Genomic DNA, 13,205 nt, shown 5'->3' on the forward strand with positions numbered 1-13,205 from the left:
ATTGAGAGGAGAATATTCATGTTTAGAAAATTTTTCAAAAACGAGAAAGGTCTTACGCTTGTAGAGCTTCTTGCAGTTATCGTTATTTTAGGTATTGTTTCAGCTATCGCAGTTCCATCCATTGGAAGCGTCATTCAAAAATCGAAAGAGAATGCGGTAAAAGCTGATGCGCTGCAGGTACTAAGTGCTGCGAAAACATATGTGGCAGAGCATGGCATTCCAGAGGGAACTGATGCTGAGGATGGCGTTATCGCGCAGGATGAATTGGCAGATTACGTGGACAATGCGAACTTGGGTGAAGGATACAGCGTTTCTGTTTCAGAGGATGGAAAAGAATTTAAGTTAACTACAAGTGCAATTGATGTTGGTAAAATTACCATTACGTTTCAGGATGCAGAGGTTTCTGACATCAATGAAGACGATAACTATGGAACTACTCGAACAATCCCAGGAGAATAATACAAAACGAACACCGTAACACTCAGAGAATGGATATAGCGAAAGAAGGGTATGGGAAGGAGCTAGCTTCTTTCCATACCCTTCTTTATTGTAGCCGTTAGGCGAAGACAGAGGCGTAGCTGCACTTACATTTTATCCCTAAAATTTTTTACTACATCGAATGAGCATCTATCTGGAAATTTATAATTTCTTAAAATGTAAAAAAGACAAAAAAACGCAAAATGGTATGTTTTTGTTATATAAGTATATTTTTCTTCTCGGAATCATTTGTAATTCCTTTTATAATGATAAAAGGAATATGTATTTCGATAGTGCCAGCGATATGCTTGCTTTGAGGCATATTGTGTATAGCACTTCGTTTATTTCATAAATGGTGAGGGAGTAATATGATGTTATCATCTAGAAAAAAACTCGTTAACCTTGAAATTAAGGACTACGTCATTCGCTATGTTGATGCGAAGCGTGGCATGCCGCTAAAGCCATTGGTTATCGATGAAGCGTATATCCCCCCTGGTGTTATTAAAAACGGTGTAATTGTCGATCCGAAAACATTTCAAATGATTTTTCGAAACTGCGTAACAAAGTGGGGATTGAAGCGCAAGGCAGTTCGTTTTTTAGTGCCGGATTCATATGTAGTAATTCGCAAGCAGCTTGTACCGGCGGAAATTGCAAGGGAAGATCTGCGCGGCTACATTTTCTTTGAGCTTGGACGAAGCATCCACCTCCCTTTTGAAAATCCAACATTTGATTATCAAATAGTGGGTGAAACAGACGGGAAGACAGAAATTGTTATTTTTGCTGCTCCTGAAGATCTTGTGAAATCGTATGTTGATGTCTTTGAGGGGATGAAGCTTCGCCCCGAAGCTGTAGATATTTCTTCCCTTTCCTTGTACAGGTTATATACGTATCTTGAGAAACCGACAGCTAGGGAAGAGCTTTTATTCATTAAGCTTGATACGCTTGATTCTACCTTAACTATTTTTAACGATGATATTCCTATTTTTATGCAGCATCAGCATTTTGAATATGATAAATCGGTAGAGGTGACAGAGACGGGAGTACAGCTTCCTTTTGAGGTTGTTATACCCGCAATCGAGGAATGGATGGAAGAAATTGACCGTATTCTCCATTTTTATAGATATTCGTTTATGTCAGGAAACGGAACGATTGGGAAAGCGGTACTAAGCGGAGATCATCCGTTTTTACAAGACATATACGAAATGCTCCAAAAACGCTTGTCATTTGAAGCGGTATATATGCATTATCCATCAGATTTAGAGAATATGCATCCAAAATATTATTCCTCACTTGGTCTTGCGCTAAAAGGGGTGCCGCTATGATTGCAAATATTAATCTTCTTCCGCAGCGTGAGAAAAAAACAAACTCTTCTGCAGTTATCGCGGTGCTTTGCACCGTTGTACTGCTAGTGGGGAGCATTTGGGTGTATATAGCTGCAAAGCAAGCAGAAAATGAGAAAATAGCATTGGAAAATCAGCTTATGATTGTGAAAGCGAAAACAGAGCAGTTGCCAAAGACAGAGGAAACAACAACCATTTCTAGCGCAGCGCTTGAGCAGATGGTAAAAATGGTACAAGAGCAGCAAGTAAAGATGGTGCCGCTTTTAAAAAAGATTACTTCTTTTCTCCCAGCTCGCGGTGTTGTCCAAACCTTCTCTTATCGAGAGCAGGGTGTATTAGTTTTAGAAGTTCGTTTTGACGAGAAGCGAGATGCTGCTTATTTTTATAATCGCCTCATGGGAGAAGGCTGGGCACAAGAAACAGTTCTGTCCTTTTTAAAAGCTGTAGAGGTACGTGACCAACAAGGAAATGAGACAGGAATGCCTAGATATTTGGCACATTATGAGATCACGCTGGACGTTGCTAAGGCGAAACAATTGGAAAAGGAGGAGAACCAATGAAGCTTCGCTTTTCCAAAGGTCAGCTTTTGTTTTTATTTGGATTTTTGCTTATAGCGGCGCTGTGCCTCGTATACGCATACTTTGCGTATTTTCAGTCTATTGAGCTTCAGAAGGAGCAGCTTCAAAGCGAACTGAAGCTGCAAAATACTTTGTTGTCAAAGACGGAGAAAGGAACAGAAGCCAGACAAGACGATAAGCCGGCTGCAGATATTCTAAAAGAACAATTGCCAACGAGCCCTCTCGTGGACCAATACATGCTGGATTTAGAAAAAGCCGAGGGCATTGCCGGCTTAACGATTCAAAATATTGTATTCCAGGATACAAAGCAATCCCTCGCAGTTCAAAACGAGGAAGACAAAACAAATATAGATAGCTCCAAGCAGGAATCAGTACAGGAAGCTAGCACTTCTGCACCTGCTGTTATCACATGGACGGTAGATGTAAAATTTGATGTCTATGAGCAGCTGCAGGCGTTCCTGAAGGAAATAGAAGCACTGAATCGAGTCACAACAATCAAAAGCATTGAATTTGGCGGACGAGAAGAAATGTTCTCAGCGTCTGCTAGGAGGGAGGCGTATACATGTACGTTAACCTTGGAAACGTATTATGCGCCAAATACGGCAGAAAGCAGCAAGCAAGCTGCAGACATTGATCTTCCTCCATTATGCAAGGAACGGACAAACCCGATTGAGACTCAAGTATGTAACTAAAAAAGCGCTGCGATACACTGATCCTTGCTTATTTTTAGTACAACTATCTGTAGCAATTGCAGTATACTATGAACCTTAACAAGGAAGGCCCTGCGCTTATAGGGGAAATTGAGCAGGGCAGAGAAAGTAAGGCGGGCGGAATATCCGCCCGCCTTCAGCCATTGTTATGAAATTATCCACGTAATTGTTGTTGCGCAAGAGCGACTAAACGCTTTGTAATTTCTCCGCCAACAGAACCGTTAGAACGAGAAGCTGAATCGGAGCCAAGGTTTACACCGAATTCACTTGCGATTTCGTATTTGAATTGATCCAAAGCTTGTTCACAGCCTGGAACAAGAAGTTTATTTGTACGAGTCATATTGTAACACTCCTTTTTGCCTGCATTCCAGCTTTCGTAAGCTGGTGTTATTAGAATGTGTTGTTTTGCAAGAGGCATACTCGGAAGTAGAAGGAGGGTATAGCAGTTCTTGGATGAGAAGGAAAAGCAAAAAAGAGTAGCCATAAGCTACTCCATTTTCATCACGACTGCTGAACCTGCTACAACGAGCTGTTTATGCTGGTTATAGATATTGGTTTCAAGCGTCATAATTTTTTTATCATCACGTTTTTGAATGACTTCTGCAATCACGGTCACTGTATCGCCGATTTTAACAGGCGCTTTAAAGGATACGTTTTGCGACAAATAAATCGTGTTTTTTCCCGGGAGCTTTGTGCCTAAAACGGCCGAGATAAGGCTAGCCACGAGCATGCCGTGTGCAATGCGCTCTTTAAACATCGTTGTTTGTGCGAACGAATCAAGTAAGTGAACGGGATTTACGTCTCCGGTAAGCTTTGCGAATGCTTGAATGTCTTCGTCTGTGATCATTTTCGTAAGAGAAGCCTGCTCCCCAATCTGAATATCTCCATAGGCGCGCTCAGGAACAACTTGTGCCTCTTGAAAAAGGTTCATATGATCCTCCTTTTTAGTTACCATAATAAAGCCGGAAGGATGACAGCGGTACACCAAACAGACGAGCTCCTTTGACAGCAAGAAGTCGATATATATTTATTTTACTGAAGCGAATAGGTTTTTAGAGCCCTCTTCAAACTTTTTTACCAAATCCAATTGCATACCCTTTAATTCCTCAAGAAAAGTCTGCATTTGCTTTTGGATTTCTTCACGTTGGCTTTGATTTTGTGCGATCAACTGCTTCATTGTGTCTTCAAGCTGTCCGCTTGCTTGTGAAAGAAAGGACACGGAAGCCTTTGCAGGAGAAATAGAGAATTGCTGCATTTGCTGCGCAAATTCATTCCACTTTCCTTGCCATTCTTCCAACTGTGCACCGAATGGGTTGCCTCCCATTTGCTTCACATAATCTGTGTATTGAGAGTTCAATTGGGAAGAGTACTGCTTCATTTCTTGCTCCATGATTTTCACTGCTTCTTCCATCTTATGCAGTGTTTCTTGCTGTTGCTTCATTGTTTCTAAAGTAAGATGCTCCATTTGTTTTCCAGCGTTAGAAAACACTGAGAGCGATTGAGTCCAATTTTTCCAAAATGCATCCATCATTTCGTACGGTTTCATTTCCATGACTTGACCTCCGCTAATTATTTGCATATTTATTTGCATATTTGTGAATGCAGACTATTCTGCAGAATCACCTGATGAAGGCGTTTGCTTTTTTTCCTTGCTTCCAGATGCGGAAAAAGGAAAAAAGGCATTTGTGTACAGTGTAAAAAAAGTTCCCAGCATTTTTTGGTACTGCTCAAACGAGTAAACGCAAGATTCCAAATATTTTTCTCCGTATTCTGTTATAGAATAAATTCGTTTGGCTGGACCGCCCTCACTCGTATCCCATGTGGATGAGATCAACTTTTCCTTTTCCAGCTTTCGCAGCGTTCGGTACACGTTGCCCTGGTCAATGGAAGAAAAGCCAATATCCATAAGCATTTGAATGAGTTTGTAACCATGAAGACTCCAATCCTTTAAACATAGAAGCAAAAAAGGCACTAAGAAGTTTTTTGGAAGAGCATTTGGTACTTTCGCTTGAGGTTCCTCTAGAAGCGCATTGTGTTCAGGTTCCTTATTGTTCATAGTGGCATCACCTCGTAAACCAATCCAAAAATGGTAATTTTTTTCTCTCACCTACATGTAATTTACACCTACCTGTTTCTGTTGTCAACGAAAAATTCCGAAAAATAAAAAAAGCTCGTATTTTCTTCCCAAATTTTGAAAAGTAAAAAAAAGGGTTGCACCTTTCTCCTAAATGTTAGAAAATACAAGATATACTGAATAATTTCAAATTTTCACGTTAATTCCAAAGGGGTGTGATAATGTGATTGATCAAAAATTTGATCCGTTGAAGGCTTGGAAGGAAGTATACGACCAAACAGAGAAATTTTGGGGTAAAACGCTGAACGAAACGCTAAAATCCGAGGAATATTCCGCATGGACAGGAAGCGTTTTGGATTTAAATTTGTTTTACCAGAAAATGCTCAATGATATCACAAAGGGGTATCTAGAAAAGATGAACGTTCCGACGCAGGAAGACATTGCAAGGATCGCATCTTTAATCATTAATCTTGAAAGCAAAGTTGATAACATTGAGGAGTTTTTGGAAGACAAGTTAGAAAATGTGGATCAAGGTCCTGGAGCGAAGCGTGATATCACGAAGATGAAGCAAGATATCCGACTCCTCGAAAATAAAGTGGATCAAGTTTTAGAATATTTGCAAAAGCAGCAGGAATTACTAGCAGCAGCGTCGAAAACTTCTGGAGAAGAAAAGCAATAAGCTTTTTATTCTATACAAACAACTACGTTATATCATATTAGGGGGAAATGAAAATGGTTCAGTTAGATGGCAAAGTAGCAATCGTAACAGGTGGCGCGAAAGGGATCGGTAAAGCGATTACAGAAGCGCTTGCTAAACAAGGGGTAAAAGTTGTCATCAATTATAACAGCAGTGCAACAGCAGCAGAAGCATTAGTAAACGAATTAGCAGAGCAAGGATGCGAAGCTTACGCATCTCAAGCTGATGTTTCTAAATTAGAAGATGCTAAACGTCTTGTAGAAGAAACTGTACAACGCTTTGGTAAAGTAGATATTCTTGTTAACAATGCCGGTATCACAAGAGACCGTACATTCAAGAAGCTTAGCCGCGAGGACTGGGATCAAGTAATCGATGTAAACTTAAGCAGCGTGTACAATACGGTCAGCGCAGCTCTTCCTTACATAACGGAGTCTGATAACGGCCGAATCATTAATATTTCATCTATCATCGGTCAAGCTGGTGGATTCGGACAAACAAACTACTCTGCTGCAAAAGCGGGTATGATTGGTTTTACAAAATCATTGGCGCTTGAGCTTGCGAGAACGAATGTAACCGTTAACGCAATTTGCCCTGGCTTTATTGAAACAGATATGGTTGCGGAAATCCCGCAAAACGTATTAGATCAAATCGTTGCTAAAATCCCGAAAAAACGTTTAGGATCAGCCGAAGAAATCGCAAATGGTGTTCTATACCTATGCCGCGATGGTGCATATGTAACAGGACAGCAATTAAATATTAACGGCGGCTTGTACATGTAATTTTCGGTATGTTCGGAGGTGCATGTATCATGCACCTCCTTTTAAAGAGAAGGAGGAAACCGAAATGGCATCCATGTTAACCGAGTGGGAAAAACAGCTCGATTTTTATCCTGAAGAATATAAAAGCGCATATAATCGCTTTAAGCGGGCAACTGAGGTTTTATATCGCGAAGCAGAGCCGCAAGTTGGGCTTACTCCCAAAGAAGTTGTTTGGACAAAAAATAAAGCAAAGCTATATCGTTACGTTCGCAAGCAAGAGAACACACACGCTACTCCTCTCTTGCTCATTTATGCGTTAATTAACAAACCGTATATAATGGATTTAACACCTGGCAGCAGTCTCGTCGAATATTTGGTAGACCGCGGTTTTGATGTATATTTGCTCGATTGGGGCACATTCGGACCTGAGGATAGTCACCTGAAATTCGACGACTTTGTTATGGACTATATTGCGAAAGCAGTTAAAAAGGTTCTTCGTATTTCCAAAGCGGATGATATCTCCCTTCTTGGCTATTGCATGGGCGGAACAATGACAGCCATCTATGCTGCTTTGCACCCGCATATGCCGATTCGTAATTTAGTATTCATGACAAGTCCGTTTGACTTCTCTGATACAGGATTATACGGCGTAGTACTTGATGAGCGCTACTTTAATCTTGATAAAGCAGTGGATACATTAGGCAACATTCCAGCAGAAATGATCGATTTTGGAAATAAGATGCTAAAGCCGATTACAAACTTCGCTGGACCTTACGTAAGTTTGTTTGACCGCTCTGATAACCAACGCTTTGTAGAAAGCTGGAAGCTTATGCAAAAGTGGGTAGGCGACGGCACTCCGTTCCCTGGCGAGGCTTATCGTCAATGGATTCGCGAGTTTTACCAAAACAATAAATTGGTAAAAGGTGAGCTTGTTATTCGCGGTCAAGAGGTAAAGCTTGAAAATATTAAAGCAAATGTGCTGAATCTTTCAGCGCAGCGTGATCATATCGCTCTTCCTTGCCAGGTAGAAGCATTGCTTGAGCATATTTCCAGCACTGATAAGGAATATGTTTCCATTCCTACAGGGCATGTGTCCATCGTATACGGAGGCACAGCAGTCAAGCAAACGTATCCAACGATTGGGGATTGGCTTGAAAAACGTTCCCAATAAAGAAAACCCGCCGATTGGCGAGCCGTTAGGCGAAGACAGAGGCGTAGTTTCACTTTATTCTTAAAACTTCCTAAAGTGTAAGATAAAAGCAGCCCGTTTTTTAAAGAGGGGCTGCTTTTTGCGCTTTATAGAGGAACCGTAGAGGAAGCTAGCTTTTCAAATCAGCTGTCCAGCCTCGAAACCTTTAACTTTTCTTAATCATTTATGCCGCGCTGAGGATGCATAAATACATCACTGTTTTTACCATGCTTCGGCTCTCGTTCCTTTTCAAGCAGCTCTTGGTTTTCCGGAGCAATCCAGCCGATATCATTAGTTGGATGAACCCATTCATCTCCTGACATAATGGCCGGATCCGTATCCTCGCTCCAGTTATTGAGCGGACTATTCTCTGAATTATATTTGCTGTCTCCAATTACAACCCCGTACTTGTTTATAAAAGGAGGCTCCATTTTAATCCCCGTTCCCTTAAAAGAAGGAAAGCCTGCTTGATGGGGAATCGTTTCATCTAAAATTGGCGAAGAAAGCTTTGGATCCTTCATAGTGCATACTCCTTTTCTTTTTGTTACTATTGTACCCGCCGTCTCTTCTTTTGCTGAGCGTTAAAAGTTGCCACTCATAGACAAGAAGGTTTGCTTCATACTAAGCGTACAGCTTATTTATGGAGGGAACACAAATGGTCAAACGCAAAGTAGGCTACAATGCAGCTTCAACAAACAATCAAACACCGAAGGAAAGCTTACCTGGAGGGCAAATGGCAATGGAGTTCGCGAGTGAAAACGTGGCCAAATATGCGAATCGTAATTCAAAAAAGGGAAAAAAGAATTCTTCCTCTGAATTGTAAATCCCTGTAATGAAAATAGGACTAACCATTTAAGGTTAGTCCTATTTTCACCTAAAGAGAGGCTTTATGCATCCGATTGGCTTCGTCAATCCACCTTTTAATTAAAAAGACATCCACGAGCCAAATGATGCCAAATGTAATCATACAAACGAGCCAATACCAGAGAATCACACTTATTTTTTCCTTTATATAAATGCGATGTCCTCCAATACCACCGAGAAAAAACCATATCAAAATTGCTAAACCGAAGGATTTGCGTTCCGATACGTTCATCTTCATCCCTCCCTCCCTTACTCTATGAGGAAAGGAAAAGAATCAGAATAAAAAAATCGGACATAGTCTCCTTTCTTCCGTCGGAAAATTCTTCTAATGACCCAAGGCATTTTTGTAAAGCTATTCTGCAGGCGGGGGATTCATATCCTAAGCCTCAGAACAATTCCTAGTTTGCCGCTACAGCAAGATGGGCAGGAGCAGAGTAGATGGTACATTGCAATGTTTTCGGATTGAAATAGGCTAGTAAAAGGGACGGCTTCATGATAATTGCACCTGTCTCCTCAAAGCTCGCAAAGTCAAACGGTACAAACTCTAGAATTGTATGCTTATACAGCTCTTTTTCCGTCAAGGCAAGAGAAGCAAACTCTTCGCCTAAAAGAGATGGACGCTCCAAAATAGTTTTATAGCAGAGCGAGAGCTGTTCTTTTGAGACAATTTCATCCCACCATGGCTTGCGCGGACGATACTTATGTCCTTGTAGATAGTCAGCCTTCATTAATCCTTGGATTACATCAAGCTGCGGGGCCTCTGTTTCTTCTAAAAATTGATACAGCCGCTTGAATAAATCCTCAAGCTGGTGACCAATGCGCACCCACCCCTGTTTGTCCCAATAAGAACCGAACTGTTGGAAAAAGTCAAATGGCGTCTCAAAGGTATTTGACACAAGATATTCAAGCGTACGATCCATACGATGGGCATTCCAGTATTTCTCCAATACGTCCTCCACTTGCTTAATGCGAACAATATCATCAAATGGAAGTACATTGTTTCCAAGAATTTCATAAGGAGCATGATCCATATATACGTAGCTGTGATCTTTAGCGCGAATTCGCAGACCAGTGCCGCGCAGCATCTTTAAAAAGCCTAATTGCAGTTCTTCTGGACGGAGTGCGAACACATCGTTAAACGTCTTTTTGAAGGAGTCATAGTTCTCCTCCGGCAAGCCGGCAATTAGATCTAAATGCTGATCAATTTTTCCGCCGTTTTTCACCATCGTCACAGTACGAGTGAGTTTTTCAAAGTTTTGACGTCTCATGACAAGATCATTTGTACGATCATTGGTTGATTGCACGCCGATTTCAAAGCGAAACAGCCCTGGAGGCGCCTCCTGATTTAGAAATTCAATGACCTCGGGGCGCATAATGTCCGCTGTAATTTCAAATTGAAATACAGTGCCCGGAAGATGCTCATCAATTAAAAATCGAAACATATCCATCGCATAGCTGCGGCTAATATTAAAGGTGCGGTCTACGAACTTAATTACTCTCGCACCATGTTTCATTAAGTAACGGATATCGTCCTTAATGCGTTCGCGGTCAAAATAACGAACACCTGTTTCAATAGAAGAAAGACAAAACTGACAGCTAAACGGACAGCCGCGGCTTGTCTCAATATAAGTGACGCGCTTACTGAGATGCGGAATATCCTCAGGAAAGCGGTACGGTGATGGAATTGTTTTTAAGTCGAGCTTTTCACGCTGCGGCTTGATTACATATGTTCCATCCTCCTTTACAAAACCGATGCCATCGAGCGTTTCGTATTGCTTGTTTCCTTGGATTTCAAAAAGCAATTTTTTTACAGAAGCCTCACCCTCGCCAATAATAATAAAGTCGACTTCTGGAATGCGCTCTAACCAATATTTTGTGTCGTAGCTTACTTCTGGCCCGCCAATAAACACAATAAGGCTGGGATTGATTTTTTTCAGCATTTGAATAACTTGAATGGTTTCCTCTATATTCCAAATATAGCAGCTGAAGCCGATTACGTCAGGCTGGCGCCGATATAAATCTGTCACGATGTTCATTGCTGGATCTTTAATCGTATATTCTGCCATTTCTAAGTCAAATTCCGGTGCTGCATATGCTTTTAAATAACGCAGGGCTAAATTTGTATGAATATATTTTGCATTTAATGTACTTACAACAATCTTCATTTGTTTGAACCTCAAATCTATTTTTAGTCATAGTGTAGACACTCTCCTAGTATAGGCATACTCCAAAGAAAACTCAATGGAGACTGTACACATTCCTGCACTTTCATCATATAATTTACCAAGAGAAAAAAAGTTGACTTAAGGAAAGAGGGGGACGAACATGAATAAGCGAACGAACGGGAAAACAGAGTGGTATGCACATTTGTTGAAAAAGCTTCATATCATATCTGAAAAAGAGAAACAGCAAATTATCGATACGCTTCACAAGAACAAGAAGAATAAGTATTTTTCATAAAAAGTTATTGGAATAAACTTACAGAACATGTAGAAAAGTTATTGACAAAACAGTTATTTTCATGTGATAATTTGATTAAATTTTAAGAATTATCAAACAATTTCAAAGGAATGAACGTTCATATATAGCCGACTGTAATGAACAAATCAAGTAAAGAATGCAAGATTACACGGGGGTGAAAGAATGTTATTTTTCTTAAGAAAATGGAAGGAACTGCGGGATATTAAGATGGAACTAGCCTTGCGGGATTGGTTTTATGGTACAAAGATTAGTATGTCTATGAGAGTTTCCGAGGATCCACTTACATTTCTAGTAAATATAGAAGGAAAAGATAAAGGGATTTTTTCCGAAGATGACTTTATTGTAGTGAATGCTTCCTGCGAGCCAGTCTTTCAGCTGGAAGAGCAACCAGCCTCAGAATCTCCTCTTCACGCACATATCTATAAACAAACAGCTGCCGATTGTATTTTACAGGTACAAACTGTAGATAGCCATCTCGTTTCAGAGCTATATAGTCAGCAACGGGAAGTAACATTTGAAGAAAAGAACGTAAGCCGCGTATTTGGAAAAGAAGGTATTGAGAATATTACCGTGCCTATTGTTGATAATGAGCAGCAATTCATTGAGCTGCTAAATGGAGAAACAAGTGCATTTACTCCTGAGCGTGGTGCAGTTCTCGTACATGACTATGGATTAATCGTCTGGGCTGCTTCGCCAGAGGAAACGAAGAAATGGTTAGAAGGGCTTGAGTATTTAATGAATTACCACGTGAAGCTTCTCATGATTAAAGGAGCGCGAAGTTCTGTCATTTGACAGAACAACACTCCTTAGATTTCAGGCCGATGAGTGTTTCTTACTGCAAATGGCGCATTTGCCCTACAGAATAAATGTAAGCGTTTTATTTTTAAAGAAATGCTTCATTTATTAGATAACCCACACTCAAATGAGAGAGGAAGACCTCTTTCATTTGAGTTGCGGTTGTTGAGATCCTGGATTTCTTCTTAATGCAAGGGAAGCAAGGGGCGCTGCTGCACAAGCTGAGAGAGGAATACAAATTTAGCATGTTCCTTGAGACTTGGGATGCTAGAGCGAATCACGCTAGAGGTAATCTCCCCAGGCGGTCCGACATGTCCAATTGCAACTGTAACGGGTTCCTGTTTTACTCTGCTTAGCAGGAGATTTGCTTGTTTTGTAATATGTGATGACGTATAGATGTCATCAAAAAATAAATGATTTTCAATCACTGGAACATCAAGTTCTTTTGCAACTTTTTTGACAACACTTTTTGAATTTGTTTTACTGTCTAAATAAAACAGGCCATATTTTTTGCAAACAGATAGGATGATACGCATCACTCGTTCATCTGCTGTTACCTTTGACCCCATATGATTGTTCATTCCCGCAGCATGCGGAACATCTGCCACTGCAAGCTCCACGCGTTTGCGAATTTCTTCATCACTTAAGTCTGTTGTAATCGCATTCGGACCTAGCCAGCTTTTCTTTCCTCTAATAGGCTCCATCGGCATATGAATGATAACCTCATACCCTTTTTGATGAGCTGCTTTAGCATCCTCTTTTGTGGACGGAAGAAACGGCATCACAGCGATTGTGAGAGGAATTGGGAGTGAGAGCATTTGCTCCGTTCCTTTCATATTGTTGCCGAAATCATCAATAACGATCGCTAACTTATGATTTTCTGCAGCTGCAGCTGACGGAAGGAACATAAGATAGGCAGCAAAACACATCAAGATCCACTTTTTCATATGTAACACCCTTTTTGATTATGGTTAGCTTTTTGTTATGTTTTGCGATTTATGACGAAAATAATCGGATAAATGCCTGAATCAATCATATGCAAAAAGATTTAGACATTGAAAGCAGTGGGTTTTAAAGAAAAACAAAAAAAATAGAGAGAAAAAAATGTCTATTATTGCGAATGTATTTACAAATATAGAATTATTTGTAATAATTCTCAAAGTAAGATAAAGAATTTGTAAATGTTAGGGAAAATATATAAAGAACAAACAAAGTGCAGTGAGAGGAACGCGCAAGAGAGAT

At 40.4% G+C, this 13,205-nt stretch carries 18 protein-coding genes; 10 read left to right on the forward strand and 8 right to left on the reverse strand.

Going from position 1 to position 13,205, the window contains the following annotated elements:
* The first annotated feature begins 18 nt into the window (after positions 1–18).
* From AC6HZ4_RS09070 to AC6HZ4_RS09085, 4 genes are all read left to right on the forward strand, one after another.
* Positions 19–459, forward strand: coding sequence for a type IV pilin protein (locus AC6HZ4_RS09070; protein ID WP_497494655.1), 441 nt, complete (start codon positions 19–21; stop codon positions 457–459).
* 386 nt (positions 460–845) lie between these two features.
* The gene (gene pilM, locus AC6HZ4_RS09075) at positions 846–1,799 is read left to right on the forward strand and encodes a type IV pilus biogenesis protein PilM (RefSeq protein ID WP_497494657.1); all 954 of its coding nucleotides are present in this window, start codon (positions 846–848) and stop codon (positions 1,797–1,799) included.
* Complete coding sequence (locus tag AC6HZ4_RS09080; protein ID WP_497494658.1) at positions 1,796–2,377, forward strand: hypothetical protein; 582 nt, start codon at positions 1,796–1,798, stop codon at positions 2,375–2,377. Before pilM ends, AC6HZ4_RS09080 begins: the two co-directional genes overlap by 4 nt.
* Complete coding sequence (locus AC6HZ4_RS09085; RefSeq protein ID WP_497494659.1) at positions 2,374–3,087, forward strand: hypothetical protein; 714 nt, start codon at positions 2,374–2,376, stop codon at positions 3,085–3,087. The genes AC6HZ4_RS09080 and AC6HZ4_RS09085 overlap by 4 nt, the downstream gene beginning before the upstream one ends.
* Before the next feature lie 172 nt (positions 3,088–3,259).
* Here the strand turns inward: AC6HZ4_RS09085 and AC6HZ4_RS09090 are convergent, their stop codons facing one another.
* From AC6HZ4_RS09090 to phaQ, 4 genes are all read right to left on the reverse strand, one after another.
* The gene (locus AC6HZ4_RS09090) at positions 3,260–3,445 is read right to left on the reverse strand and encodes an alpha/beta-type small acid-soluble spore protein (protein ID WP_497494660.1); all 186 of its coding nucleotides are present in this window, start codon (positions 3,443–3,445) and stop codon (positions 3,260–3,262) included.
* A 147-nt stretch (positions 3,446–3,592) separates the two neighbouring features.
* Entirely contained in the window at positions 3,593–4,036 is a 444-nt protein-coding gene (locus AC6HZ4_RS09095; protein ID WP_497494661.1) for a MaoC family dehydratase, read from the reverse strand.
* Between the two features lie 96 nt (positions 4,037–4,132).
* Complete coding sequence (gene phaP, locus AC6HZ4_RS09100; RefSeq protein WP_497494662.1) at positions 4,133–4,657, reverse strand: polyhydroxyalkanoic acid inclusion protein PhaP; 525 nt, start codon at positions 4,655–4,657, stop codon at positions 4,133–4,135.
* A 54-nt stretch (positions 4,658–4,711) separates the two neighbouring features.
* Positions 4,712–5,161 (reverse strand): poly-beta-hydroxybutyrate-responsive repressor, encoded by a 450-nt coding sequence (phaQ, locus tag AC6HZ4_RS09105; protein ID WP_497494663.1) that lies wholly within the window; start codon positions 5,159–5,161, stop codon positions 4,712–4,714.
* Between the two features lie 241 nt (positions 5,162–5,402).
* Between phaQ and phaR the strand changes: the two genes are divergently transcribed.
* The 3 genes from phaR (at position 5,403) to phaC (ending at position 7,805) form a co-directional block, all read left to right on the forward strand.
* The gene (gene phaR, locus AC6HZ4_RS09110; RefSeq protein WP_497494664.1) at positions 5,403–5,858 is read left to right on the forward strand and encodes a polyhydroxyalkanoic acid synthase subunit PhaR; all 456 of its coding nucleotides are present in this window, start codon (positions 5,403–5,405) and stop codon (positions 5,856–5,858) included.
* Positions 5,859–5,911: 53 nt separating this feature from the next.
* Positions 5,912–6,655 (forward strand): acetoacetyl-CoA reductase, encoded by a 744-nt coding sequence (phbB, locus tag AC6HZ4_RS09115; protein WP_497494665.1) that lies wholly within the window; start codon positions 5,912–5,914, stop codon positions 6,653–6,655.
* A 64-nt stretch (positions 6,656–6,719) separates the two neighbouring features.
* Positions 6,720–7,805, forward strand: a complete 1,086-nt coding sequence (gene phaC / locus AC6HZ4_RS09120; protein ID WP_497494666.1) for a class III poly(R)-hydroxyalkanoic acid synthase subunit PhaC — start codon at positions 6,720–6,722, stop codon at positions 7,803–7,805.
* 194 nt (positions 7,806–7,999) lie between these two features.
* Here phaC and AC6HZ4_RS09125 read toward each other — a convergent pair whose 3' ends face one another.
* Entirely contained in the window at positions 8,000–8,344 is a 345-nt protein-coding gene (locus AC6HZ4_RS09125) for a DUF3905 domain-containing protein (protein WP_497494667.1), read from the reverse strand.
* A 134-nt stretch (positions 8,345–8,478) separates the two neighbouring features.
* On the opposite strand from AC6HZ4_RS09125, the gene ykzP reads away from it, so the two are divergent.
* Positions 8,479–8,646 (forward strand): protein YkzP, encoded by a 168-nt coding sequence (gene ykzP, locus AC6HZ4_RS09130; RefSeq protein WP_165350754.1) that lies wholly within the window; start codon positions 8,479–8,481, stop codon positions 8,644–8,646.
* Positions 8,647–8,697: 51 nt separating this feature from the next.
* Here ykzP and AC6HZ4_RS09135 read toward each other — a convergent pair whose 3' ends face one another.
* Both AC6HZ4_RS09135 and AC6HZ4_RS09140 read right to left on the reverse strand, forming a co-directional pair.
* Positions 8,698–8,919, reverse strand: coding sequence for a TM2 domain-containing protein (locus tag AC6HZ4_RS09135; protein WP_497494668.1), 222 nt, complete (start codon positions 8,917–8,919; stop codon positions 8,698–8,700).
* Between the two features lie 166 nt (positions 8,920–9,085).
* On the reverse strand, positions 9,086–10,852 hold the full coding sequence (locus AC6HZ4_RS09140) for a B12-binding domain-containing radical SAM protein (protein ID WP_497494669.1): 1,767 nt from the start codon (positions 10,850–10,852) through the stop codon (positions 9,086–9,088).
* A gap of 160 nt (positions 10,853–11,012) precedes the next feature.
* On the opposite strand from AC6HZ4_RS09140, the gene AC6HZ4_RS09145 reads away from it, so the two are divergent.
* Both AC6HZ4_RS09145 and AC6HZ4_RS09150 read left to right on the forward strand, forming a co-directional pair.
* The gene (locus tag AC6HZ4_RS09145) at positions 11,013–11,147 is read left to right on the forward strand and encodes a hypothetical protein (protein ID WP_497494670.1); all 135 of its coding nucleotides are present in this window, start codon (positions 11,013–11,015) and stop codon (positions 11,145–11,147) included.
* 183 nt (positions 11,148–11,330) lie between these two features.
* A complete protein-coding gene (locus AC6HZ4_RS09150) occupies positions 11,331–11,960 on the forward strand; it encodes a class II aldolase/adducin family protein (RefSeq protein WP_497494671.1) in 630 nt (209 codons plus the stop codon).
* 188 nt (positions 11,961–12,148) lie between these two features.
* Here the strand turns inward: AC6HZ4_RS09150 and AC6HZ4_RS09155 are convergent, their stop codons facing one another.
* Positions 12,149–12,892, reverse strand: a complete 744-nt coding sequence (locus tag AC6HZ4_RS09155; RefSeq protein ID WP_497495654.1) for a divergent polysaccharide deacetylase family protein — start codon at positions 12,890–12,892, stop codon at positions 12,149–12,151.
* Between the last annotated feature and the right edge of the window lie 313 nt (positions 12,893–13,205).

This window comes from Ectobacillus sp. OTK (assembly GCF_059698935.1).

Excerpts from the sequence above, each read along its gene's own strand:
- AC6HZ4_RS09070 (WP_497494655.1), top strand. The coding sequence starts at position 19 with ATGTTTAGAAAATTTTTCAAAAACGAGAAAGGTCTTACGCTTGTAGAG.
- pilM (WP_497494657.1), top strand. The coding sequence starts at position 846 with ATGATGTTATCATCTAGAAAAAAACTCGTTAACCTTGAAATTAAGGAC.
- AC6HZ4_RS09080 (WP_497494658.1), top strand. The coding sequence starts at position 1,796 with ATGATTGCAAATATTAATCTTCTTCCGCAGCGTGAGAAAAAAACAAAC.
- AC6HZ4_RS09085 (WP_497494659.1), top strand. The coding sequence starts at position 2,374 with ATGAAGCTTCGCTTTTCCAAAGGTCAGCTTTTGTTTTTATTTGGATTT.
- AC6HZ4_RS09090 (WP_497494660.1), bottom strand. The coding sequence starts at position 3,445 with ATGACTCGTACAAATAAACTTCTTGTTCCAGGCTGTGAACAAGCTTTG.
- AC6HZ4_RS09095 (WP_497494661.1), bottom strand. The coding sequence starts at position 4,036 with ATGAACCTTTTTCAAGAGGCACAAGTTGTTCCTGAGCGCGCCTATGGA.
- phaP (WP_497494662.1), bottom strand. The coding sequence starts at position 4,657 with ATGGAAATGAAACCGTACGAAATGATGGATGCATTTTGGAAAAATTGG.
- phaQ (WP_497494663.1), bottom strand. The coding sequence starts at position 5,161 with ATGAACAATAAGGAACCTGAACACAATGCGCTTCTAGAGGAACCTCAA.
- phbB (WP_497494665.1), top strand. The coding sequence starts at position 5,912 with ATGGTTCAGTTAGATGGCAAAGTAGCAATCGTAACAGGTGGCGCGAAA.
- phaC (WP_497494666.1), top strand. The coding sequence starts at position 6,720 with ATGGCATCCATGTTAACCGAGTGGGAAAAACAGCTCGATTTTTATCCT.
- AC6HZ4_RS09125 (WP_497494667.1), bottom strand. The coding sequence starts at position 8,344 with ATGAAGGATCCAAAGCTTTCTTCGCCAATTTTAGATGAAACGATTCCC.
- ykzP (WP_165350754.1), top strand. The coding sequence starts at position 8,479 with ATGGTCAAACGCAAAGTAGGCTACAATGCAGCTTCAACAAACAATCAA.
- AC6HZ4_RS09135 (WP_497494668.1), bottom strand. The coding sequence starts at position 8,919 with ATGAACGTATCGGAACGCAAATCCTTCGGTTTAGCAATTTTGATATGG.
- AC6HZ4_RS09140 (WP_497494669.1), bottom strand. The coding sequence starts at position 10,852 with ATGAAGATTGTTGTAAGTACATTAAATGCAAAATATATTCATACAAAT.
- AC6HZ4_RS09145 (WP_497494670.1), top strand. The coding sequence starts at position 11,013 with ATGAATAAGCGAACGAACGGGAAAACAGAGTGGTATGCACATTTGTTG.
- AC6HZ4_RS09150 (WP_497494671.1), top strand. The coding sequence starts at position 11,331 with ATGTTATTTTTCTTAAGAAAATGGAAGGAACTGCGGGATATTAAGATG.
- AC6HZ4_RS09155 (WP_497495654.1), bottom strand. The coding sequence starts at position 12,892 with ATGTGTTTTGCTGCCTATCTTATGTTCCTTCCGTCAGCTGCAGCTGCA.